We start from the raw sequence: 26,500 nt of genomic DNA, 5'->3' as shown, positions 1-26,500 counted from the left end.
CAGGCCACGTTCGAAGAGAATCCCAGCCATAAAGTGCCAGCCGTGAAAGGGCGGAAATGAGCCAGGGTACACCGGTGACTTTTTCCACTGTCCGAGAGGGATTCTTCAATCCGCCGCCGACGACGCAGTTGCTGCGCCGGACCGAGCCGATCGCCCGGATGGAATTCGCGGACGGACACCTCGGCTGGGTCGTCACCGGATACGCCGCCGCCCGAGCGGTCCTCGCCGACGCGCGGTTCAGTGCCCGGGGCGAACTCAAGCATCCGCCGGTACCGCGCGCCGCGACCCTGGAGGAAGCTCCGGCCGCGCCGCCGGGCATGTTCATCCAGCACGACGACCCCGAACACCAGCGGTACCGGAAGCTCCTCGTCGGGCAGTTCACAGTACGCCGGATGAAGCTGCTCACCGAGTGGATCGAGAAGGTCACCGCGGAGCGTCTCGACGCCATGGAGCGCCTCCGCTCTCCAGCCGACCTCTTCGAGCACTTCGCGCTGCCCATCCCGTCCCTCGTCATCTGCGAACTGCTCGGCGTGCCCTACGCCGACCGCGCCGGATTCCAGCACGACACCCACGTCTGGAGCAGCTTCGGCGAGTCCACCGAGGACGTCACCGCGGCCTTCATGTCACTGGCGGCCTACCTGAACGGCCTGGTACGGCTCAAGCGCACCGAGCCCGCCGACGACATCCTCAGCGGCCTGATCGCCGCCGCGGACCTCACCGACGAGGAACTCACCTCGATCGCGTTCCTCCTGCTGGTCGCGGGCCACGAGACCACCGCCAATCAGCTCGCCCTCGGCACGTTCGCCCTGCTGGAACACCCCGAACAGCTCGCCGCGCTGCGCGCCGACCGGGCCCTGATCGAGGGCGCCGTCGAGGAGACGCTGCGCTACCTCAGCATCGTCCACCACGGCCCCACCCGCGCCGCCCTGGAGGACGTCGAGATCGAAGGCACCCTCGTCAAGGAGGGTGAGGTCGTGATGGTCTCCCTCGCCGCGGCCAACCGGGACCCCGACCGCTTCCCCGAGCCGGAGTCCTTCGACGTGACCCGGCGCGCCGCCGGTCACCTCGGCTTCGGGCACGGCATCCACCAGTGCCTCGGCCAGCAGCTGGCCCGCATCGAACTGCGCGTCGGCTTCACCGCACTGCTGGAGCGCTTCCCCGGACTCCGCCTGGCGTGCCCCGCCGAAGAGATCAGGCTCCGTCACGACATGCAGGTCTACGGCGTGTACGCGCTGCCCGTCGCCTGGTGACGGGCAGCCCGCTGCGGGTCGAGGTCAACCGGCAGCTGTGCTGCGGCGCCGGCATGTGCACCCTGGTCGCCTCCGAGGTCTTCGACCAGAGCGACGAAGGCGTCGTGGTGCTGCTCGACGCCCGCCCGCCCGCCGCCGCGCTCGCCGCCGTGCGCGAGGCCGCCGACCAGTGCCCCTGCTCGGCGATCACCCTTCACGAATCCCCCTGAGGCCCCCCCCGCCACCGCTCGCACCACGGGAAAGCCAGGTACACACAGTGGAACAGCACCTGTCACGACGCCGCATGCTCGGACTCACGGCCCTCGGGGCCGCCGCCCTCGCGGGCAGCACCACGATCGGCGCCACCCGGGCGCTCGCCGCCGACCGTTCCGGCAGCCCGGCGTTCGTCCCCGCCGTGGTCATCGGGACGGGCTACGGCGCCGCCGTCACCGCGTTACGCCTCGCCGAGGCCGGGGTCCGCACGGTCATGCTCGAAATGGGCCAGCTGTGGAACCAGCCCGGCCCGGACGGCAACGTCTTCTCCGGCATGCTCAAGCCCGACAAGCGCTCCAGCTGGTTCAAGACCCGCACCGAGGCACCGCTCGGCAGCTTCCTCTGGCTCGACCTGGCCAACCGGGACATCGACCCCTATGCCGGTGTCCTGGACCGCGTCAACTTCGACCAGATGTCCGTGTACGTGGGCCGCGGCGTCGGCGGCGGCTCCCTCGTCAACGGCGGCATGGCGGTGGCCCCGAAGCGCTCGTACTTCGAGGAGGTGCTGCCGCGGGTCGACTCCGCCGAGATGTACGGCCGCTACTTCCCGCGCGCCAACTCCATGCTCAGGGTCAACAACATCGACAACGGCTGGTTCGAGAACACCGAGTGGTACAAGTTCGCCAGGGTCTCGCGTGCCCAGGCCCAGAAGGCCGGACTGGGCACCGTACACGTTCCCAACGTCTACGACTTCGACTACATGCGGCGCGAGGCCGACGGGTCGGTCCCCAAGTCCGCGCTGGCCGCCGAGGTCATCTACGGCAACAACCACGGCAAGCAGAGCCTGGACAAGACCTACCTGGCCGCCGCCCTCGGCACCGGCAAGGTCACCATCGAGACCCTCCACCAGGCCAGGACCATCCGGCAGCAGAACGACGGGACCTACCTGCTGACCGTCGAGCAGAAGGACGCCGACGGCGCGCTGCTCGCCACCAGGGAGATCTCCTGCCGCCATCTGTTCCTCGGCGCCGGCAGTCTCGGCTCCACCGAACTGCTGCTGCGCGCCCGGGAGACCGGCACGCTGGCGAACCTCAACGCCGAGGTCGGTGCCGGCTGGGGCCCGAACGGCAATGTCATGACCGCCCGTGCCAACCACATGTGGAACCCCACGGGCGCCCGGCAGTCGTCCATACCCGCCCTGGGCATCGACGACTGGGACAACCCCGAGGCCCCCGTCTTCGCCGAGATCGCCCCCATGCCGGCCGGTCTGGAGACCTGGGTCAGCCTTTACCTGGCGATCACCAAGAACCCCGAGCGGGGCACGTTCGTTTACGACGCGGTCAACGACCGGGCGAACCTGCGCTGGACCCGCGACCAGAACATCCCCGCGGTCAATGCCGCGAAATCCTTGTTCGACCGCATTAACAAGGCGAACTTCACGATGTACCGGTACGACCTCTTCGGCAAGCAGATGAAGGCCTTCTCCGACGACTTCTCCTACCACCCGCTCGGCGGCTGCGTACTGGGCAAGGCGACGGATGACTACGGCCGGGTGTCCGGCTACAAGAACCTTTACGTGACCGATGGTTCCCTCATTCCCGGATCCATAGGTGTGAACCCGTTCGTCACCATCACCGCACTGGCCGAGCGGAATATAGAGCGCATCATCCAGCAGGATTTCGCTGCTTCGTAGAACGGCCGGGGGAGCCGCTCCGGCCGAACCGCCGGGCCATCACACCGGGATTCGGCGTGGGGTCTCCCCGGCATGCCCGCACGCACCGAAACGCGTTGCGGAACCAGCGAGTTGGAAGTAGTTCAACGGGTCGATGGAGCACATTATGCGCGAGTCTGTTTCGATGCCGGACGAATCCGGGACCAGCACACACGACGTGATCGTGGCGATCGGGTCAGCGCACCGCCCGCCGGGCGGCACCGAGGTGTCCCAGGTGTTCGACGCGGAATTCCTCGCGGATTCCCCCGGAGCCCCGTCGGCCCGCGGCTGGACCGGCGCGCTGCCGTACGGGCCTTCCGCGGCGGAGGTGTGGTGGCAGGCGCTGGAGGATGCCGGCGTCGTCCTGGCGGCGATGCCGGGACTGCGGACCGGCGCCTTCCTCGCCGTACCCGAGGGCGCGGAACTCCCGCAGGACGGCGCGGCGGCCGCCGCCGTGAGCGCCGTCCTGCGACCGGCCCCCGGCTCCGCCCCGGTCGTCCGCCGCGTCCCGTCCGGCGCGCACGCGCTGCGGGCGGCCCACGACAGCCTCCACCGTGGCGAGAGCACCCTGGCCCTGGCAGCCGGCCCGGACCTGCGGCTCCCGGGCGCCGAGGACACCGCGCCGGAAGCAACCGTGCCCGGCGGCTACGGCGCCGTCCTGCTCAAGCCCCTCGCACGGGCCCTGGCCGACGGCGACCGCGTACACGCCGTACTCACCGCCGACGGGCAGCTCACCGCCCCCGGGGACGTCACGACGGCCACCGGCACGGACCAACCCGGTCAGGACGACACCGGCATCGAGCACCCGCTGCCCTGGATCCTCTCCGCCGCCGGACCCGGGGCCCTGCGGGCCCAGGCCCAGCGCTTGCACGACCACCTCACCGCACACCCCGACCTCGACCCCGCCGCCGTGGGACGGGCCCTCGCCACCACCCGCCACCGCTTCTCGCACCGCGCCGTCCTCCTCGGCGACAGCCGTGCGCAGCTCCTCGACGCGCTGGCCACCGTGGCACACGGCGGCTTCGCCGCCGATGCCGTCCGCGGCACCGCCGCCGCCCGCCCGGCCGCGTTCGTCTTCCCCGGCATCGGCTCGCAATGGCCCGGTATGGCCGTCGAACTCCTCGACTCCTCACCACAGTTCCGCGCCGCCATCCACACGTGTCAGGACGCCCTGCAGCCGTTCACCGGCTGGCTGCTCACCGAGGTGCTGCGCGGTGCCCCCGGCGCCCCGGGCCTCGACACCCCGGACGTCAGCATCCCCGCCACCTTCGGCATTCAGATCGCGCTCGCCGAGACCTGGCTGTCCTACGGGGCCAGGCCCGGCGCGTTCGCGGGCCACAGCATCGGGGAGATGGCGGCCGCCCACCTGTCCGGCGCGCTCACCCTGGAGGACGCCGCCCGGGTCATCACCTCCTGGGGCGACGGCCTGGCCGAACTCGGCGCACGCGGGGGCGACATGCTCGCGGTGTCCCTGCCCGGCCACCGGATGGCCGACCGGCTGCGGCCCTGGGACGGCGGGCTCGGCATCGCCGCGTACAACGGCCCCGAGTCCGTCGTCGTCTCCGGCGACACCGACGCCGTACACGAACTGCGCGCCGAGCTGGAGGCGGAGGGAATCCGCTGCCGCCGTGTGGCCGTCGGCGCCGCCGCCCACTCGGCGCACGTCGACGACATCCGAGACCGGATGCTGTCCGAACTGGCCGCTGTCGCCCCGCGCGCCACCCACACCCCGCTCTACTCCTCGGCCACCGGTGGCATCGTCGACGGCCGCACCCTGGACGCCGCCTTCTGGTTCGAGACCCTGCGCCGCCCGGTACGGTTCGAGCAGACCACGCACGCGCTGCTCGCCGACGGCTACGAAGCCCTCATCGAGGTCAATCCCCACCCGTCGCTCACCGCCGCGATACAGGAGACCGCCTCTTCCGCCGGACGCCGCGCCGTCGCCGTCAGCACCCTCCACCGCGACCAGGGCGGCCCGCGCCGCCTGCGTACCTCACTCGCCGAGGCCTACGTGCAGGGCGTGGACATCGACTGGGCCGCGGCCTTCCCCGGCACCCCGGCCGGGCGACTCCGGCTGCCCCCCTACCCGTTCCAGCGGCCCGATGCCGGGACCGGCGCGACCGCTGACGAACCGGCCTTGCGCCACCGGCTGTCAACCCTGCCCGAGGCCGAACGCGGGCGCGCTGTCGGCGCACTCGTCCGCTCCGTCACCGCCGCCCTGCTCAGCCTGCCCGACCCGGCGGCGATCGCCGCCGGACAGGCCTTCCGGGACCTGGGCCTGGACTCCGTCACCGCCATCGAACTGCGCAACCGCCTGAACGAGGCCACCGGCCTGACCCTGCCGCACACCGTCGTCTTCGACCACCCCACCCCGGATTCGCTGACCGGCCGCATTCTCGCCGAAGCGCTCGGCACCCACGAAGAGGCCGACGACGACACCAGCACGGCCGCCTGGGACGAACCCGTCGCCATCGTGGCCATGAGCTGCCGCCTGCCCGGCGGGATCGACACGCCCGAGGCCCTGTGGCAGCTGCTCACCGAAGGCGGGGACGCCGTGTCCGCCCTGCCCGGCGACCGGGGCTGGGACGTCGAGGGCCTCTACGACCCGGAGCCGGGCCGCCCCGGCCGGTACTACCAGCGCGAAGCCGGACTGCTGCGCGATGCCGGCGACTTCGACCCGGAGTTCTTCGGGATCTCCCCGCGCGAGGCCCTCGCCATGGATCCGCAGCAGCGGCTGCTCCTGGAGACCGGCTGGGAGGTGCTGGAGCGCGCGGGCATCGACCCCGGCACGCTGCGCGGTACCCGCACCGGAACCTTCGTCGGCGCCATGACCCAGGACTACGGCCCCCGGCTCTACGAAGCCTCCGAGGACGTCAGCGGCTACCTGCTGACCGGCAACACCGCCAGCGTCGCCTCCGGCCGCCTCGCCTACACCTTCGGGTTCGAGGGCCCCGCCGTTACCGTCGACACCGCCTGTTCGTCGTCGCTGGTCGCCCTGCACCTGGCTGCCCAGTCGCTGCGCACCGGCGAGTGCTCTCTGGCCTTGGCGGGCGGCGTCACCGTCCTGCCGTCGGCCGGCTCGTTCATCGAGTTCAGCACACAGCGCGCGCTGGCCCCGGACGGCCGCTCCAAGGCGTTCTCCGCCGAGGCCGACGGATTCGGCCTCGCGGAAGGTGTCGGCATGGTCCTGCTGGAGCGTCTCTCCGACGCCCGCCGCAACGGCCACAAGGTGCTGGCCGTCGTACGGGGCTCCGCCATCAACCAGGATGGCGCGTCAAACGGGCTCACCGCGCCCAGCGGTCCCGCCCAGCAGCGGGTCATCCGCCAGGCGCTCGCGAACGCGGGCCTGGCGGCCACCGACGTCGACGCGGTGGAGGCGCACGGCACCGGTACGAAGCTGGGTGACCCGATCGAGGCGCAGGCGCTGCTGGCGACGTACGGCCAGGACCGGCCTGTCGACCGGCCGCTGTGGCTCGGCTCGCTGAAGTCCAACATCGGCCACACCCAGGCCGCCGCGGGCATCGCGGGTGTGATCAAGATGGTGCTGGCCCTCCAGCACGGCGTCCTCCCCAAGACCCTGCACGCCGATGTGCCCTCGCCTCACATCGACTGGGCCGGAGGACAGGTGCGGCTGCTCGGTGACGCCGCCGACTGGCCCGAGACGGGCCGTCTGCGCCGCTCCGGCGTGTCCTCGTTCGGGATCAGCGGCACCAACGCGCACACCATCCTCGAACAGGCCCCTGCCGGGACCACCGCGGCCGGGACCACCGCGGCCGGGACCACCGCGGCCGGGACCGCCGCTGACGCACCGGCCGTGCCTTGGCTGCTGTCGGCCCGCACCCCCGAGGCGCTCGCCGCCCAGGCCCGCGCTCTCCTCGCGCACACCGAGACCCACCACGGCGCACGCCCCGCCGACATCGGGCACTCGCTCGCCACCACCCGCGCGGCCTTCGAGCACCGCGCCGTCGTCGTCGGCACCACCGAGGCGGAACTGACCGAAGGCCTGCGCGCACTGGCGAACGGCGGCTCGACGCCCCGCACCGCCCAGGGCGCCGCCGCCGACGGGCGCCGCGTGGCGTTCGTCTTCCCCGGCCAGGGCTCCCAGTGGGCCGGCATGGCCGTCGAACTCCTCGACAGCTCCGCGGTCTTCCGCGAGCGGCTGCGTGCCTGCGGCGAGGCCCTGGCCCCGTACGTGGACTGGTCCCTGGAAGCCGTTCTGCGCGGGGCACCCGGCGCACCCGCCCTCGACAGCGCCGACGATGTCGTGCAGCCCGCGCTGTGGGCCGTCATGGTCTCGCTCGCCGAGCTGTGGCGCTCCTTCGGCGTTCAGCCCTCGGCCGTCATCGGCCACTCCCAAGGCGAGATCGCCGCCGCGGCGGTGTCCGGTGCCCTCAGCCTCGACGACGCGGCCCGCGTCGTCGCTCTGCGCAGCCGCCTGCTCGGCAGGCTCGCGGGACTCGGCGGCATGATGTCCGTGCCCGAGCCCCTCACCGACGTCACCCGACGCCTGGAGCAGTGGGGCGACCGGCTCGGCATCGCCGCGATCAACGGACCTCGCTCCATCGTCGTCTCCGGTGACGCGGGCGCCCTCGACGAACTGCTCGCGGCCTGCACCGCCGACGGTGTCCGGGCCAAGCGGGTCCCCGTCGACTACGCCTCGCACTCCGCCCACGTCGAGGCCATCGAGAGCGAACTCGCCGAGGCCCTCGCCGGCATCACCCCGCAGGTCCCGCAGGTGCCGTTCTACTCCACCGTCACCGGCGAGATCACCGGCTCCGCCGACCTCGACGCCTCCTACTGGTACACCAACCTCCGCACCACCGTGCGGTTCGAGCCCGCCGCCCGCCGGCTGATGGAAGACGGCCACCAGGTCTTCATCGAGTGCAGCCCACACCCGGTACTCGCCATCGGCCTCCAGGAGACGGCCGAGGCGGCGGGCACCACCGCTGACGTCGTGCCCTCGCTGCGCCGTGGCGACGGTGGCTCCGCCCGCTTCCTCACCTCGCTCGGCGACGCGTACGTCCGCGGCGTGCCCGCCGACTGGTCCGCCGTGTTCTCCGGGCAGCGCCCCCGTGCCGTTGCCCTGCCCACCTACCCGTTCCAGCGGCGCCGCTTCTGGCTCGACGCCGCCGCACCGGCCGCGCTCGCCGCCGGCACCACCGGTGCCTACAGCGACGAAGAGGCCCGCTTCTGGGCAGCCGTCGAGAACGCCGACGTACAGGCCCTGACCAGCTCGCTGGACCTGGCCCCCGACGCCTCCCTCGACAGCATGGTCACCCGGCTCGCCCACTGGAGGCGCCGGTCCACCGAGAGCGCGCTGATCGACAACTGGCGCTACCGAGTGACCTGGACGCCCACCGCCACCCAGGCCCAGCGCGGCAGCCGGTCCCCGCTGACGGGCACCTGGCTGCTGGTCACCGACACCGCCACCGCCCACGGCGAAGGCGCCGTGGCCACCGCGGTCCATGACGCGCTCACCGCGCGCGGCGTCCGGGTCGAACGGATCACCTTCGACCCGGCCACCGGCAGCGACCGGCAGACCGTGGCCCGGCTCCTGACCGACCGACTGGGCCAGGCCGAGCTGGAAACCGACGCGGTCACCGGAGTGTTCTCGCTGCTCACCGAGAACGCCGGGAAAACTGGGAACGCCGACAGCACCGAAAGTGCCGGGAACGCGGACAGCCTGCCCGGACACCGGGTCCTGGCCGGCCTCGCAGGCACGCTCGCCCTCGTCCAGGCCCTCGGCGACACCGGCATCGGCGCACCCCTGTGGTGCGCCACCTCCGGCGCCGTCGCCACCGGACCCGCCGACCCGCCGCGCCACCCCGAGCAGGCCCAGCTGTGGGGCCTCGGCCTGGTCGTCAGCGCCGAGTACCCCCAGCGCTGGGGTGGCCTCGTAGACCTGCCCGAAACCCTGGACGAGCGCGCCCTCGACCTCCTCACCACGATCCTCGCCGACCCCGACGGTGAGGACGAGGTCGCCGTGCGCGCCACCGGCACCCTCGCCAGGCGCCTCGTACGGGCGGACACGAACACGAACACGACCGCCCCCGCCTCCGAGTACGCCCTCGCACACCCGCACGGCACCGTCCTGATCACCGGCGGCACCGGCACCCTCGGCGCCCACGTAGCCCGCTGGCTCGCCCGGTCCGGAGCCGGACACCTCGTCCTCACCAGTCGCAGCGGCCTCGCCGCCCAGGGCGCCGCCGAACTCCGCGACGAACTCACCGCCCTCGGCAGCCGCGCCACCATCGCGGCCTGCGACGTCACCGACCGCGACGACCTGAGCCGGCTCCTGGCCTCGCTGCCCGACGAGCACCCCCTCACGGGCGTCATCCACGCCGCAGGCGTCCTCGACGACGGCGTCCTCGACGCCATGACCACTGAACGCCTCGCACACGTACTGCGCCCCAAGGTCGACGCCGCGCACAACCTGCACGAGCTCACCGCCGGGTACGACCTGGACTTCTTCGTACTGTTCTCCTCCATCGCCGGTGTCGTCGGCAACGGCGGCCAGGGCGGCTACGCCGCGGGCAACGCCTTCCTCGACGCCCTCGCCCACCAGCGCCGCGCCCGGGGACTCCCCGCCACCGCCATCGCCTGGGGTTCCTGGGGCAGTGGCCGCATGATGGGCGACCTGGCCGAACAGCACCTCACCCGGCGCGGCATCCTCCCCATGCCCGCCGACCTCGGCATCGCGGCACTGCGCCGGGCCATGGAACACAACGACACGGCCGTCGTACTCGCCGACATCGACTGGGACCGCTTCGTCCAGGCGTTCGCGATCAGCGGTGACTACCCGCTGCTGCGCCGCCTTCCCGAGGCACAGCGCATCCTCGCCGCCGCCGCCCCACCCGCCGCGGCCGCCGCCGGCGGCCCCGCGCTCGCCCAGCGGCTGGCCGGACTGTCCGAGACCGACCAGCTCCGGGCCTTCGTCGAACTCGTCCGCACCCAGGCCGCCACCGTGCTCGGGCACGCGGGCACCGACGCCATCAAGCCCCAACGCGCCTTCCGCGACACCGGATTCGACTCCCTCACCGCCATCGAGCTGCGCAACCGCCTGGCCGGTGCCACCGGGATGCGCCTGCCCACCACCGTCGTCTTCGACTACCCCAACCCCACGGAACTCGCCGGCTACCTCCACGCCGAGATCTCCGGGAGCCCGCAGGCCGCCCCCTCGGCCACGACGGCCGCCCAGCCCGCCGACGACGAACCCATCGCCATCGTCGCCATGAGCTGCCGCCTCCCGGGCGGAGTGACCTCCCCCGAAGACCTGTGGCAGCTCCTCACGGAGGGCAGGGACGCCCTCTCCGGCTTCCCCGGGAACCGCGGCTGGGAACTCGACACCCTCTACCACCCCGACCCGGAACACTCCGGTACCACCTACTCGCGCGAAGGCGGTTTCCTTTACGAGGCCGGCGACTTCGACGCGGGCTTCTTCGGGATCTCCCCGCGCGAGGCCCTCGCCATGGACCCGCAGCAGCGGCTGCTGCTCGAAGTCACCTGGGAGGCCTTCGAACGCGCGGGCATCGACCCCGCCACCCTCAAGGGCACCCAGTCCGGAGTGTTCATCGGCTCCAACGGACAGGACTACGCCTCGGGCCTGCGCCGGGCCCCCGAAGGCGTCGAGGGGTACCTGCTCACAGGCCGGGCCGCCAGTGTCGTATCCGGCCGCCTCGCCTACACCTTCGGCCTGGAAGGGCCGGCGCTGACGGTCGACACGGCATGCTCGTCGTCCCTGGTCGCCCTCCACCTGGCCGTCCAGTCACTGCGCCAGGGCGAATGCGAACTGGCGCTCGCGGGCGGTGTAACCATCATGTCCACCCCCGGGATCTTCGTCGAGTTCAGCCGCCAGCGCGGGCTCGCCGCCGACGGCCGCTGCAAGGCGTTCGCCGCGGCCGCGGACGGCACGGGCTGGGGCGAAGGCACCGGCATGCTGCTCCTGGAACGGCTCTCCGACGCCCGCCGCAACGGCCACCAGGTGCTGGCTGTCGTACGGGGCTCGGCGATCAACCAGGACGGTGCGTCGAACGGCCTGACCGCTCCGAACGGTCCGGCGCAGCAGCGCGTCATCCGCCAGGCACTGGCCAACGCCGGCCTGGCGGCCACCGACGTCGACGCGGTCGAGGCACACGGCACCGGTACGAAGCTGGGTGACCCGATCGAGGCGCAGGCGCTGCTGGCGACGTACGGGCAGGACCGGCCGGAAGGCCGGCCGCTGTGGCTCGGCTCGCTCAAGTCCAACATCGGCCACACGCAGGCCGCGGCCGGTGTCGCGGGCGTCATCAAGATGGTGATGGCCCTCCGGCACGGGGAACTCCCCAAGACCCTGCACGTGGACGCGCCGACCCCGCACGTCGACTGGACGACGGGCCAGGTCGAACTTCTGGACCGGCCCGTGGCGTGGCCCGGCGACCGCGAACACACCCGCCGGGGCGCCGTCTCGGCGTTCGGCGTGAGCGGCACCAACGCCCACGTCATCGTCGAGCAGGCCCCCGAGCCGGCGTCCGAGACGACCGCCGACGCCCCGGAAGCCCCGGAGTCGCCGATCGCGGCCGTCCCCTGGCTGCTCTCCGCGAAGACCGCCACCGCCCTGCGCGCGCAGGCCCGGCGCTTGCGCACGTACCTGGCCGACAACGAGGAAGCCACCCCGGCCGACATCGGACTCTCACTCGCCACCGGCAGGGCGGCCCTTCAGCGACGCGCCGCCATCGTCGGCACCGACCGTGACGAACTGCTCCGCGGCCTGGCGGCCCTCGCCGACGAGGATCCCGCGGGTGTGGCGTCCCAGGTCGTCACAGGCGGTACCGACGCCGGTGGCGGGAACGACGCCAACCGGACCGCGTTCTTGTTCTCGGGGCAGGGGAGTCAGCGGTTGGGGATGGGGCGTGAGCTGTATGCGTCGTTCCCGGTGTTCGCGGATGTGTTTGATGCGGTGTGTGCGCATGTGGACGGGTATCTGGAGCGTCCGTTGCGGGATGTCGTCTTCGGTGAGGACGCGGAGCTGTTGAACCAGACGGGGTATGCGCAGCCGGCGTTGTTCGCGGTTGAGGTGGCGTTGTTCCGGTTGGTGGAGTCGTGGGGTGTGCGGCCGGACTTCCTGGCGGGTCATTCGGTGGGTGAGTTCGCGGCGGCTCATGTGGCGGGCGTGCTCTCGCTGGAAGATGCGGCGGCTCTGGTGGCTGCGCGTGGCCGGCTGATGCAGGCGCTCCCTGGTGGGGGAGTGATGGTCGCGGTCCAGGCCTCGGAGGACGAGGTACGGGCGCTACTGGCCGGACTCGAAGACCGTGCGGGCATCGCCGCAGTCAACGGGCCGTCATCGGTGGTGGTTTCGGGTGCCAAGGACGCGGTGGCGGCGGTGGTGGAGAAGCTGTCGGCTGACGGCCGTAAGACCAAGGCTCTGTCCGTCTCCCACGCGTTCCACTCGCCTCTCATGGACGCGATGCTGGCCGATTTCCGGGCCGTCGTGGAGAGTGCTTCCTTCGAAGCCCCGAGGCTGCCGATCGTCTCCACCCTCACCGGTCGTCTGGTGTCGGCGGCAGAGTTCTGCTCCGCGGACTACTGGGTGCGTCACGTCCGTGAGGCGGTCCGCTTCGCGGACGCGGTCAACTCCCTCGCCGCAGAGGGTGTCGGTACCTTCCTGGAGGTCGGCCCGGGCGGTGTCCTGACCGCCATGGCCCAGGATTCGCTGGACGCGCAGGCGGTCACGGTTCCTCTCCTGCGGGCCGACCGCGCCGAGGACGTAGCGGTCACCACCGCCCTCGCCCAGCTCCACGTCCACGGCACGGCCGTCGAGTGGACGGCCGTCTTCGCCGGGCGCGGCGCACGACGCGTCGACCTGCCCACCTACGCCTTCCAGCGCGAGCACTACTGGCTGAACGCCCCGGCGACCGCCGACGTCACCGCGATCGGTGTCGCCGATACCGAACATCCCATGCTGGGTGCCACCGTTGTGCTCCCGGACGGCGCCATCGTGCTGACGGGCCGGCTGTCGCTCGCCACGCATCCCTGGATCGCGGACCACTCGGTGTCCGGAGTCGTACTCGTCCCGGGCACCGCCTTCGTGGAGCTGGCGCTGCGGGCCGGGCAGGAAGCCGGCTGCGAGCAGATCGAGGACCTGACCCTGGAGGCCCCGCTCGTCCTGCCCGAGCACGGCGGGGTCCAGCTCCGCCTCACGGTCGGGGCGCGGGACGTGTCCGGGCGCTGCACCCTGGCGCTGTACTCCCGCCCGGAGGACGCTTCCGCGGCGCAGGACTGGACGCGCCACGCCGGCGGCACGCTGTCCGCCGAGCCGCCGACTGCCGCATCGTCCGAACTCACCGCGTGGCCTCCGCAAGGCGCCACACCGGTCGGCACCGACGGCCTCTACGACCTGCTCCACGACCTCGGCTTCGGCTACGGGCCCGTCTTCCGCGGTCTGAAGGAGGCCTGGCGCCAGGGCGACTCCCTGTACGCCGCCGCGGCCCTCCCCGCGGAGTCGGCGTCCGACGCGGGCGCGTACGGACTGCACCCGGCCCTTCTCGACGCGGCGCTCCACGCCTCGTGGCTCGGCCTGCTCTCCGGATCCGAGACCGGCCAGGGCCTGCTGCCCTTCTCCTGGAGCGAGGTGAACCTGCGGGCCGCCGGCGCCGCCGCCGTACGGATCAAGCTCACCCCGGCCGGGACCGACGCCGTCTCGGTACTCGTCGCCGACGGATCGGGGCAGCCCCTCGCGTCGGTCGGCGCGCTCGTCCTGCGCCCGGTCTCCGCCGACCAGCTGCGCCTGGCGGCGAAGCCCCGCAACGACTCCCTCTTCCGCCTCGACTGGACCCCGGCCGAGCTGCCGGCGGATGGACCCGTGCCCGACTACGACGTGGCGACGGTCCGCCCAGCCACCGGGGGGAGCTCGCAGGCGGGCCAGGTGGTGGCCGAAGACGTACGGGCCACGAGTCACCGGACGCTCCGGCTGATCCAGCAGTGGCTGGCCGAAGAACGCTCCGACTCGGCGCCGCTCGTGCTCGTCACCCACCAGGCCGTCGCGACGGACGCCGGTGAACGCGAAGCGCTCGATCCGGCCCAGGCCGCCGCCTGGGGCATGGTCCGCTCGGCGCAGTCGGAGAACCCGGGCCGCTTCGTCCTCCTCGATCTGGAACCCGATCTGGATCCGGACGGCGACCTCGGCCGCGCTGCCGTTCTCGCCGCCCTGAGCACGGGCGAACCGCAGCTCGCGGTACGTGGCGGCGCGCTGCTGCGCCCTCGCCTGGCGAGGGCGACGGGCGAGGCGGAGGACGGCCAGGGCCAGACGTTCCCGGCCGGAGGGACCGTGCTCGTCACCGGGGCGACCGGCACGCTCGGCCGCCTCGTCGCCCGCCACCTCGTGACCGAGCACGGCGTACGCAACCTGCTCCTGACCGGCCGTCGAGGACTCACCGCCGAAGGCGCGGCCGGCTTCGAGGCCGAACTGAACGCACTCGGCGCCCAGGTCGTCACCGCCGCATGCGACGTGGCCGACCGCGGGGCACTCGCCGAGCTGCTCGCGACGATTCCCGCCGAGTACCCGCTGACCGGCGTGGTGCACGCGGCGGGGGTGACCGACGACGGCATCGTCTCCGCGCTCACCCCCGAGCGCGTCGACCACGTGCTCCGCCCGAAGGTCGACGCCGCACTCAATCTGCACGAACTCACGCGGGACATTGACCTGACCGCGTTCGTGCTCTTCTCCTCGGTGTCCGCGACGCTCGGCGGCGCGGGCCAGGCCGGCTACGCCGCTGCCAACTCCTTCCTGGACGCCTTGGCCCAGCAGCGCCGCGCGGCCGGGCTGCCCGCCGTGTCCATGGCCTGGGGCCTGTGGGCCGAGGGCAGCGGGATGACCAGCAAGCTGGACTCGGCCGACCTCGCGCGTATCCGCCGGATGGGCCTGGTCGCCATGGACTCCGCCTTGGGCCTCGCCCTGTTCGACGCCGCGTGCGCGGCCGACGGCGACGTCCTGTTCCCCGTTCCGCTGGACCACGCGGGGCTGCGGACGCAGGCCGCCGGCGGCACGGTGCCCGCACTGCTGCGCGGACTCGTCAAGGCCCCGGTCCGCAAGGTCCACGCCCAGCACGACGGTGCCACCGGCGCGGCCGCCGACCGTGCCACCGCTCTGGCCCGGAGCCTGCACGGTCTGCCCGAGACGGAGCAGGACCGCGTCCTGACCGACCTGGTGCGTCTCCAGATCGCCACGGTGCTCGGCCACGCCTCGCCGGACCAGGTCGAACCGGAGCGGCCCTTCAAGGACCTCGGCTTCGACTCGCTCACCGCCGTCGAACTGCGCAACCTGCTCAACGCGGCCACCGGCACCCGGCTGCCCGCGACCCTGGCTTTCGACCACCCCACACCGCTGGCCCTCACCCGCTTCCTGCGGGGCGAGATCCTCGGCAGCGGGACCGGTGGGACGCAGACCGCCGTGGCGGCCCTGGCTCCGGTCGTGTCCGCCGACGAGCCGATCGCGATTGTCGGGATGAGTTGCCGTTATCCGGGTGGGGTGCGGTCTCCGGAGGATTTGTGGCGGCTGGTCGCCGAGGGTGGTGATGCTGTCGGAGGTTTCCCGGTTGATCGTGGCTGGGCGGTGGATTCGCTGTATCACCCGGATCCGGATCATGCGGGTACGAGTTACGCGAAGGACGGCGGGTTCCTTTACGACGCGGGGGAGTTCGACGCGGCGTTCTTCGGGATCTCGCCGCGTGAGGCGCTCGCCATGGATCCGCAGCAGCGTTTGCTGCTGGAGACCTCGTGGGAGGCGTTCGAGCGGGCCGGGATCGACCCCGCCGCGCTGCGTGGTTCCCGTACCGGTGTCTTCGCCGGCGTGATGTACCACGACTACGGCTCCCGCCTGTCCGTCGTGCCCGAGGGATTCGAGGGATACCTGGTCAATGGAAGCGCGGGCAGTATCGCCTCGGGCCGGGTGGCGTACACCTTCGGTCTGGAGGGGCCCGCGGTGACCGTGGACACGGCCTGCTCGTCGTCCCTGGTCGCGCTGCACTTGGCGGCGCAGTCGCTGCGCCAGGGCGAGTGCTCGATGGCTCTGGTCGGCGGTGTGACGGTCATGGCGACCCCGAACATCTTCGTGGAGTTCAGCCGCCAGCGCGGGCTCGCCGCCGACGGCCGCTGCAAGGCCTTCTCGGCCTCGGCCGACGGCACGGGCTGGGCCGAAGGTGCGGGCATGCTCCTCGTGGAGCGTTTGTCGGACGCCCGGCGCAACGGCCACCAGGTGCTGGCGGTGGTGCGCGGTTCGGCGATCAACCAGGACGGCGCGTCGAACGGCCTGACCGCCCCGAACGGCCCCGCGCAGCAGCGGGTGATCCGCCAGGCACTGGCGCAGGGCGGCCTGTCGGCCGGTGACGTCGACGTCGTGGAGGCGCACGGCACCGGTACCAGGCTGGGCGACCCGATCGAGGCGCAGGCGCTGCTCGCCACGTACGGGCAGGACCGCTCGGAGGACCAGCCGCTGTGGCTCGGTTCGCTGAAGTCCAACATCGGTCACACGCAGGCGGCCGCCGGTGTGGCGGGTGTGATCAAGATGGTGATGGCGATGCGCAACGGTGTGCTGCCGAAGACGCTGCATGTGGATGAGCCGTCGCCGCATGTGGACTGGTCGGCGGGTGCGGTGCGGCTGCTGACGGAGCCGGTGGAGTGGGCCGAGTACGGGCGTCCGCGCCGGGCAGGCGTCTCCTCCTTCGGCGTCAGCGGCACCAACGCGCACGTCGTCATCGAGCAGTCTTCGGCGCACGAGCCGGAGCAGCGGCACGACGATGAGGGGACCGCACCGACGGCCGGCACGGCGGTCGCGTGGCCGATGTCCGCCAAGAATCCGGCAGCGCTGCGTGAGCAGGCCGAACGCCTGCTCGTACACCTGACGGAACACCCGGACATCCGCCTTGCCGATGTCGGCCTGTCCCTGGCGACCTCACGAGCCGCACTGGACCTCCGGTCCGCGGCCGTCGGCACGAGCCGCGAGGACCTGCTGGAGGGCCTGGCCGCCATCGCCGCGGGCCGACCGGCGGCCACCGCACTGCTGCGCGGTGAGACGTCGGCCGGCGCGCCCGCAGGGGGAAACCGGACCGCGTTCCTCTTCTCGGGGCAGGGGAGCCAGCGGTTGGGGATGGGGCGTGAGCTGTACGCGGCCTACCCGGTGTTCGCGGAGGCGTTCGATGAGGTCTGTTCCGCGCTGGATGACCAGGTGGAGCGTCCGCTGCGGGATGTCGTCTTCGGTGATGACGCGGAGCTGCTGAACCAGACCGCTTACGCGCAGCCGGCGTTGTTCGCCGTCGAGGTGGCGCTCTTCCGGCTGGTCGAGTCGTGGGGCGTACGGGCGGACTTCCTGGCGGGGCATTCGGTCGGCGAGTTCGCCGCGGCCCACGCGGCCGGTGTGCTCTCGCTGGCAGACGCGGCGCGGTTGGTGGCTGCTCGTGGCCGGCTGATGCAGGCGCTCCCGGTCGGAGGCGTGATGGTCGCGGTCCAGGCCGCGGAGGAAGAGGTACGGGCGCTGCTGGCCGGGCTTGAGGGCCGTGCGGGTATCGCCGCGGTCAACGGGCCTACGTCGGTGGTGGTTTCGGGCACGGAGGACGCGGTCGCGGCCGTGGTCGAAGGGCTGTCGGCTGACGGCCGTAAGACGAAGGCGCTCTCTGTCTCGCACGCGTTCCACTCGCCGCTGATGGACCCGATGCTGGCCGAATTCCGGGCCGCCGTGGAGAGCATCTCCTTTGGAACCCCGAAACTGCCGATCGTCTCCACCCTCACCGGGCGTCTTGTGCCGGCGGCAGAGTTCTGCTCCGCCGAGTACTGGGTGCGCCATGTCCGCGAGGCCGTCCGCTTCGCCGATGCGGTCAGCTGCCTGGCGCTCGAAGGCGTGAGGACGTTCCTGGAGATCGGCCCGGGCGGTGTGCTCACGGCCATGGCTCAGGACTCCCTGGACGAACAGGCGGTCACGGTTCCCGTCCTGCGCCCTGACCGCGCCGAAGACCTAGCCGTCACCACCGCCCTCGCCCAGCTGCACGTCCATGGGGTTTCCGTGGACTGGGCAGCCGTCTTCGCCGGGTGCGACGCCCGGCGTGTCGACCTGCCCACGTACGCCTTCCAGTACGAGCACTACTGGCTCGAAGCGCCGGCGGCCCCCGGCGATGTCGCCGCGGCAGGACTGACCGCCGCCGGTCACGCGCTGTTCGGGGCGGCAGCCCTGCTGCCCGACGGCGCGGGATCGCTGCTGACCGGCCGACTGTCGCTGGCCACGCACCCGTGGCTGGCGGACCACACCGTCTCCGGTGTGACGCTGCTGCCGGGCACCGCCTTCCTGGAGATGGCGGTACGGGCCGGCGACGAGCTCGGCTGCGGCCGAATCGACGAACTCGCCCTCGCCGCACCCTTGGTGCTCCCGGAGCACGGCGCGGTTCAGGTGCGGGTGGTCGTCGGCACCGCCGACGATGATTCGGGCCGGCGCACGGTGAAGATCTACTCACGTGCCGAGGCCCCGGACGAGGCCGGTACGCAGACCTCGTGGACGCGCCATGCCACGGGCTTCCTGGTTCCCGACACCGAGGGGACGCCGGCTCTCGACGTACCCGGCAGGCCCGGAACCTCCGGCGCATGGCCGCCTGCCGACGCCAACGCGGTCGACATCCACGACTGCTACGAGCAGTTGGCCGAGTCCGGCTTCGGATATGGGCCGGTGTTCCAGGGCCTGCGCGGCGTATGGCGGCGAGGGGACGACGAGCTGTTCGCCGAGGTAGCCCTTCCCGAAGGCACTTCGGTCGCCGGGTTCGCCGTCCACCCCGCCCTCCTCGACGCGGCGCTGCACGCCATGAGCGTGGGCGAGTTCCTCACGACGGGCCAAGAAGGCCGGCTGCCGTTCGCCTGGAACGGCGTGAGCGTGTACGGAACCGGCGCCGAGACGCTGCGGGTTCGCCTGAGCCGTGCCGTGTCCGGGCCGGAGTCCGTGTCGCTGCTGATCACCGACGGCCTGGGTCGACCGGTCGCATCGGTCGACTCACTGATGCTGCGGGCGGTGACTCCCGAGCAGCTGGCCGAAGCGAGCAGTACGCACGGAAAGCCGATGTCCCGGGACTCGCTGTTCCGAGTGGACTGGGAGCGGTGTGAGCCGGCAGCGGGGGCAGAGCCCGTCGCAGTGGTGGTGTGCGCGAGCCTGTCGGGGCTGGACCTGGGTCCGGACGGGACTCCGGTCCCGGAAACCGTGGCCGTCTCGGTGCCCGCGACGCTCAGCGGCAGCGACGATTCGTCGGCTGCCGTCGCGCAGAGGGTGTTGACGCTGCTTCAGGAGTGGTTGCTGGAGGACAGGTTCGGCGCCTCGCGCTTGGTCGTTGTGACGCGAGGCGCTGTGGCGGCCACCGCGGGCACCGCTGCTTCCGCTGCTTCCGGGGTCGACGTGGATGTGGCGCAGGCCGCGGCATGGGGGCTCGTGCGCTCCGCGCAGTCGGAGAACCCGGGCCGGTTCGTGCTGGTGGACGTCGACAACGACGACGTCGCTCAGCTGTCGGCCGCGGTGGCCTCGGGCGAACCGCAGGTGGCGGTCCGAAACGGTGAGCTGCTCGTCCCGCGTCTGGTGCGGGTGGTCGACACGGCCCTGGCCGAACTGCCGGATGTCTCACGCGACATGGATCCGCGTCCTGCCTTCTCGGCCGAAGGCACGGTGCTGATCACCGGTGCCTCGGGTGTGCTGGGGCGCTTGGTCGCACGCCACCTGGTCATGGAGTACGGGGTACGGCACCTGCTGCTCGCGAGCCGCCGGGGCCCAGACGCCGCGGGCGCGCCGGAGTTCGCCGAGGAACTGCGGGCGCTGGGCGCCGACGTGCAGACGGTCTGCTGCGATGTGGCGGACCGCGCCGCGCTGGCCGAGCTGCTCGCCGCGATTCCGGTCGAGCACCCGCTGACCGGTGTGGTGCACGCGGCGGGTGTGACCGATGACGGCATCGTCTCCGCGCTCACGCCGGAGCGCGTCGACCACGTGTTCCGTCCGAAGGCCGATGCGGCCCTGAACCTCCACGAACTGACCCGGGACGCGGATCTCTCCGCCTTCGTCCTGTTCTCCTCCGCCGCCGGCATCCTCGGCAGCGCCGGGCAGGCCAACTACGCGGCCGCGAACTCCTTCCTCGACGCCCTCGCCCACTCCCGGCGGGCCGAGGGACTGCCCGCGGTGTCGATCGCCTGGGGCCTGTGGGCAGAGACCAGCGCGCTCACGGCAGACCTGGCCGCCGCGGACCGGCGCAGGATCAGCAGGTCCGGGCTGATCGCGCTGGAGGTGGAGGAGGGCCTGGCGCTCTTCGACGCCGCATGCCGCTCCGCCCCCGCCACGGTGGTTCCGGTCCGGCTGGACAGCGGCGCGCTCCAGGCGCAGGCCCGCGCCGGAGCACTGCCCCCGCTGCTGCGGAAACTGGTGCGCACCTCCGTACGGCGTGCACTCGAAGGCGCTCGCAAGGCGGCGACGGAGTCCTCGGTGGCCGCGCGGATCTCCGCACTGCCGCCGGCCGAGCACTACGACTTCGTCCTCGGCCTCGTCCGGACCCAGGTAGCGGCGGTTCTCGGTCACGCATCCGGGCGATCGGTCGCGGTGGACCGGCAGTTCAGGGACCTCGGCTTCGACTCGCTCACCGCCGTCGAACTGCGGAACTCCCTCAACTCCGCCACCGGCCTGAGGCTGCCCGCGACCCTCGTCTTCGATCACCCGACCCCCGGGGCGCTCACCCGATATCTGCTGACCGAACTGGTGGGCACGGTGCCCGGCGCCACGGAACAGACGCCGGCTCCGGTCGTGTCCGCCGACGAGCCGATCGCGATTGTCGGGATGAGTTGCCGTTATCCGGGTGGGGTGCGGTCTCCGGAGGATTTGTGGCGGCTGGTCGCCGAGGGTGGTGATGCTGTCGGAGGTTTCCCGGTTGATCGTGGCTGGGCGGTGGATTCGCTGTATCACCCGGATCCGGATCATGCGGGTACGAGTTACGCGAAGGACGGCGGGTTCCTTTACGACGCGGGGGAGTTCGACGCGGCGTTCTTCGGGATCTCGCCGCGTGAGGCGCTCGCCATGGATCCGCAGCAGCGTTTGCTGCTGGAGACCTCGTGGGAGGCGTTCGAGCGGGCCGGGATCGACCCCGCCGCGCTGCGTGGTTCCCGTACCGGTGTCTTCGCCGGCGTGATGTACCACGACTACGGCTCCCGCCTGTCCGTCGTGCCCGAGGGATTCGAGGGATACCTGGTCAATGGAAGCGCGGGCAGTATCGCCTCGGGCCGGGTGGCGTACACCTTCGGCCTGGAGGGGCCCGCGGTGACCGTGGACACGGCCTGCTCGTCGTCCCTGGTCGCGCTGCACTTGGCGGCGCAGTCGCTGCGCCAGGGCGAGTGCTCGATGGCTCTGGTCGGCGGTGTGACGGTCATGGCGACCCCGAACACGTTCGTGGAGTTCAGCCGCCAGCGCGGGCTCGCCGCCGACGGCCGCTGCAAGGCCTTCTCGGCCTCGGCCGACGGCACGGGCTGGGCCGAAGGTGCGGGCATGCTCCTCGTGGAGCGTTTGTCGGACGCCCGGCGCAACGGCCACCAGGTGCTGGCGGTGGTGCGCGGTTCGGCGATCAACCAGGACGGCGCGTCGAACGGCCTGACCGCCCCGAACGGCCCCGCGCAGCAGCGGGTGATCCGCCAGGCACTGGCGCAGGGCGGCCTGTCGACCGCTGACGTGGACGCGGTCGAGGCGCACGGTACGGGTACGAGGCTGGGCGACCCGATCGAGGCGCAGGCGCTGCTCGCCACGTACGGTCAGGGGCGGCCGGAAGGCCGGCCGCTGTGGCTGGGTTCGCTGAAGTCCAACATCGGTCACACGCAGGCGGCCGCCGGTGTCGCGGGTGTGATCAAGATGGTCGAGGCGATGCGGCACGGCGTCCTCCCCAGGACCCTGCACGCCGACGAACCGTCGCCGCACATCGACTGGTCGTCCGGCGCGGTGCGGCTGCTCACCGAACCGCTGGACTGGGCCGAGCACGGCCGTCCGCGCCGGGCGGGCGTATCGTCCTTCGGCGTCAGTGGAACGAACGCGCACGTGGTGCTGGAGCACGTTCCGAGCGCGGAGCCCGCCCCGGCCGCCGAGCCCGACTCAGCGCCCGGCGTCGTCCCGTGGGTGCTGTCCGCCAAGGACGAGACGTCCCTGCGCGCACAGGCGCAGCGCCTCGCGTCCCATGTCACCGAGCACCCGGCCCTCGGCCTCGCTGACATCGGGCGGTCGCTCGCCATGTCGCGGGCGGCGATGGAGCTGCGCGCGGCGGTGGTGGCCGCAGAGCGCGACGACCTGCTGGAGGGCCTGATGGCGATCGCCACGGGCCGCCAGGCAGCCGGCGTCGTACGAGGCGAACGGGAGCCTGGTGCGGCTGCCGGTGGAGACCGGACCGCGTTCCTGTTCTCGGGGCAGGGGAGTCAGCGGTTGGGGATGGGGCGTGAGCTGTACTCGGCCCACCCGGTGTTCACCGAGGCGTTCGACGGGGTGTGTGCTGAGCTGGACGCGCATCTTGAACGGCCGCTGAAGAGTGTGGTGTTCGGTGATGACGCCGAGCTGCTGAACCAGACTGCTTACGCGCAGCCGGCGTTGTTCGCCGTCGAGGTGGCGCTCTTCCGGCTGGTCGAGTCGTGGGGCGTACGGGCGGACTTCCTGGCGGGGCATTCGGTCGGCGAGTTCGCGGCGGCTCATGTGGCGGGCGTGCTCTCGCTGGCAGACGCGGCGCGGTTGGTGGCTGCTCGTGGCCGGCTGATGCAGGCGCTCCCGGTCGGAGGCGTGATGGTCGCGGTGCAGGCCTCGGAGGATGAGGTGCTGGAACTGCTGGCCGGGCTTGAGGACCGTGCGGGCGTCGCCGCAGTCAACGGGCCGTCGTCGGTGGTCATTTCGGGTGCCGAGGACGCGGTCGCGGTGGCCGTCGAGCGGCTTTCGGGCGAAGGCCGCAAGACGAAGGCACTGGCGGTCTCCCACGGGTTCCATTCCCCGCTGATGGACCCGGTGCTGGCCGAGTTCCGAGAGGTCGTTGAAGGGGTGGTCTTCGGAACCCCGAAGCTGCCGGTCGTCTCCACGCTCACGGGGCGCCTGGTGCCGGCGGCGGAGTTCTGCTCCGCGGACTACTGGGTGCGCCATGTCCGCGAGGCCGTCCGTTTCGCGGACGCCATCAACTCCCTTGCGGGTGAAGGCGTGAGTACGTTCCTGGAGGTCGGCCCGGGCGGTGTCCTGACCGCCATGGCCCAGGATTCGCTGGACGCGCAGGCGGTCACGGTTCCCCTCCTGCGTGCGGACCGCGCCGAGGACGTAGCGGTCACCACCGCCCTCGCCCAGCTCCACGTCCACGGAACGGCCGTCGACTGGACGGCCGTCTTCGCCGGGCGCGGCGCCCAGCGTGTCGACCTGCCCACCTACGCCTTCCACCGACGGCGCTACTGGCTCGAGTCAGGTTCCCCGGCCGGTGACGTGGCGTCCGTGGGGCTCGTGGCGGCCGAGCACTCCCTGCTGGGTGCCGCCGTCGCACTCGCAGACGGCGAGGGGGCCCTGCTGACCGGCCGGCTGTCGTTGGCCACGCACCCGTGGCTTGCCGACCACACGGTGATGGATGCGATTCTGCTGCCCGGCACCGCCCTGGTCGATCTCGCGCTGCGCGCCGCCGATGAGGTGGGCAGTGACCGCGTGGACGAGCTGACGCTCGGGGCCCCGCTCGTCCTACGGGAGCAGGGGGCCGCACAGCTCCAGGTCGTCGTCGGCGGGCCGGACGCCACCGGGCACCGCACGGTCAACGTCTACTCCCGCCCCGAGACCGCCGATGCCGTCGAACCGTGGACCTGCCACGCGACCGGTGTCGTGTCCGTGGACGCACAGGGACTGGGCGCGGAGCGGCACGACCTCGTCGACTGGCCCGCTCCCGAAGCGGAACGCCTGCAAACCGGCGGAGCGTACGAGCGGCTGGCCGGCCTCGGCTTCGGCTACGGACCGGTGTTCCAAGGCCTGCACGGCCTGTGGCGGCGCGGGGACGAGGTGTTCGCCGAAGTGCGGCTGCCCGCGGAGACGGAAGTCGGGGGCTTCGGGGTCCACCCGGCCCTGCTCGACTCCGCGCTGCACGCGATCGGCCTCGGCGGCCTGCTGCCCGACGCCGGACAGGGGCGGATCCCCTTCGCCTGGAGCGGCGTGAGGGTCCACGCCACCGGCGCGACGGCCCTGCGGGTCAGGATCACCCCGGCCGGCGCCGACGCGGTGGCCCTGCTGGCCACCGACGAGGCGGGTCGGCCCGTGGTCTCGGTCGACTCCCTGGTTCTGCGTCCCGTATCGGCGGCGCAACTCGCCCAGGCGAGCCGGGACCACGGCACGCACGACTCGCTCTACCGAGTCGACTGGACCGCTCTTCCCCTCACCGCGGAGGCTCCCATGAGCGGGACGGACGAGCAGTGGACCCTCATCGGCGGCGACGACGGTCTCCGCGCCGCCCTTGAGGACTCCGGCATGCGCGTCGCGTTCCGTACGGATCTGAACGGTGAACCGGAGCTGCCCCCGGTCGTGCTCGCGGCCGTCGACGTCCACCCGGACAGCGACCACCCGGTGGCGCACGTCCACGGGACCGTGCACCGGACGCTGGAGCTGCTCCAGCAGTGGCTGGCCGCCGACCGCGACGCCGAGGCCCGGCTGGTCATCCTGACCGGCAATGCCGTCGTCGCCAAGGACCGGGACAAGGAGATCGACCCGGTCCAGGCCGCGATCTGGGGCCTGGTGCGTTCGGCGCAGTCGGAGAACCCCGATCGGTTCGTCCTCGTCGACCTGGACCGCGACGCGGCCTCGGTGCGGGTACTGCCCGAACTGCTGGCCTCGGGCGAGGACCAGTTCGCCGTACGCGGCGGTTCGGTGCTCGTGCCCCGGCTGGCGCGGGCCGAGAGCCCGGTCGCCCTGGGTGACGTGAGCCCCGCGTTCACGGCCGACGGCACGGTCCTGGTGACCGGCGCCTCAGGCCTGCTCGGCCGCCACGTCGCGCGGCACCTGGTCACCGAACACGGCGTACGGCAGCTGCTGCTGGTCAGCCGCAGCGGCGGCCGGGCCGAGGGCATGGCCGAACTGGAGGCGGAACTCGCCGCGCGGGGGGCGCGGGTCACCGTGGCCGCCTGCGACGTGGCCGACCGGGAGGCGCTGGCCCGGCTGCTGGCGGTGATCCCCGCCGAGCACCCGCTGAACGGTGTGGTGCACGTGGCGGGTGTGACCGATGACGGCATCGTCACCGGCCTCACCCCGGAGCGGATCGACCGGGTGTTCCGGCCGAAGGTCGACGCAGCCCTGCACCTGGACGAACTCACCCGCGACTTGGAACTGTCCGCCTTCGTCCTCTTCTCCTCCGCCGCCGGTGTCTTCGGCGCGGCGGGTCAGGGCAACTACGCCGCCGCCAACTCCTTCCTGGACGCCCTCGCCCTGCAGCGCCGCGCGGCCGGGCTGCCCGCCGTATCGCTGGCTTGGGGGCTGTGGGCCGAAAGCAGCGGAATCACCGGTGAGTTGAGTGATGCGGACCGGAGCCGTATGGCCCGCAGTGGTGTGCTGCCGCTGGCCACCGATGAGGCCCTCGGTCTCTTCGACGCCGCGATGGCCCACCCGCAGAGCTCCGTGGTTCCGGTACGCCTGAACCAGGCGGAACTCCGCGGCCAGGCGGCGGCCGGCTCGCTGCCCACCCTGCTCACCTCCCTCGTCCGTGTCCCGGCCCGACGTTCGGTGGCGACCGCGAGCGGGGGAGCGGGGACAGGAGCGGCAACCGGCATCGGGGCCGGGCTGTCCGGGGCCTCGGACCAGGACCTGTCGGCCCGGCTGGCCGGTCTCACCGAGGTCGAGCAGCGCAAGCTGCTGCTCGACCTGGTGTGCGAGCATGTCGCCGCGGTCCTCGACCTCGCGTCACCCCGGGCGGTACGGCCCGGCCAGGCGCTCCGCGACCTCGGATTCGACTCACTGACCGCTGTCGAGCTGCGCAACCGGCTGGGCAAGGACACCGGACTGCGGCTGCCTCCCACGCTCGTCTTCGACTCCCCGACCCCGGCCGAACTGGTCGAGTACCTCAAGGCCGAGGCGGCCCCGTCCGGGCAGAGCGTCACCGGGCTGCTCGCCGAACTCGACCGGATCGAGACGGCTCTCCAGCTCACGGCGACGGCCGACGCGGATGGCCGCAGCGCCGTCACATCGCGCCTCCAGGAACTGCTGGCCCAGTGGGCCGCGGCCGGCGGTACGGGTGAGGCGGACGCGGCAGGAGCCACGCCAGATACGGCAGATGTCGCGGACGAACTCGATTCCGCCACGGACGACGAAATGTTCGACTTCATCGGCAAGGAATTCGGGATCTCCTGA

General features: G+C 72.3%; 4 protein-coding genes. All 4 read left to right on the top strand.

From position 1 onward, the window contains the following. The first annotated feature begins 74 nt into the window (after positions 1-74). Entirely contained in the window at positions 75-1,250 is a 1,176-nt protein-coding gene (locus QMK30_RS00420) for a cytochrome P450 (protein WP_283515063.1), read from the top strand. After that, entirely contained in the window at positions 1,247-1,459 is a 213-nt protein-coding gene (locus QMK30_RS00415; RefSeq protein WP_502963026.1) for a ferredoxin, read from the top strand. The genes QMK30_RS00420 and QMK30_RS00415 overlap by 4 nt, the downstream gene beginning before the upstream one ends. Positions 1,460-1,533: 74 nt before the next feature. Next, the gene (locus tag QMK30_RS00410; protein WP_283515062.1) at positions 1,534-3,135 is read left to right on the top strand and encodes a GMC oxidoreductase; all 1,602 of its coding nucleotides are present in this window, start codon (positions 1,534-1,536) and stop codon (positions 3,133-3,135) included. A gap of 145 nt (positions 3,136-3,280) precedes the next feature. Continuing rightward, positions 3,281-26,500 carry a type I polyketide synthase gene (locus tag QMK30_RS00405; protein WP_283515061.1) on the top strand — a complete coding sequence of 7,740 codons (23,220 nt, stop codon included), beginning with the start codon at positions 3,281-3,283 and terminating at the stop codon, positions 26,498-26,500.

The sequence above is a fragment of the Streptomyces sp. H27-C3 genome (genome assembly GCF_030063415.1).
GTDB lineage: Bacteria > Actinomycetota > Actinomycetes > Streptomycetales > Streptomycetaceae > Streptomyces.
The sequence above is the reverse complement of the archived record's forward strand: the minus strand, read 5'-3'. Positions and strand labels throughout refer to the sequence as shown.

What these genes read in the sequence shown, in the direction of transcription:
- QMK30_RS00410 (WP_283515062.1), top strand. Translation starts at nt 1,534, where the DNA reads ATGCTCGGACTCACGGCCCTCGGGGCCGCCGCCCTCGCGGGCAGCACC.
- QMK30_RS00405 (WP_283515061.1), top strand. Translation starts at nt 3,281, where the DNA reads ATGCGCGAGTCTGTTTCGATGCCGGACGAATCCGGGACCAGCACACAC.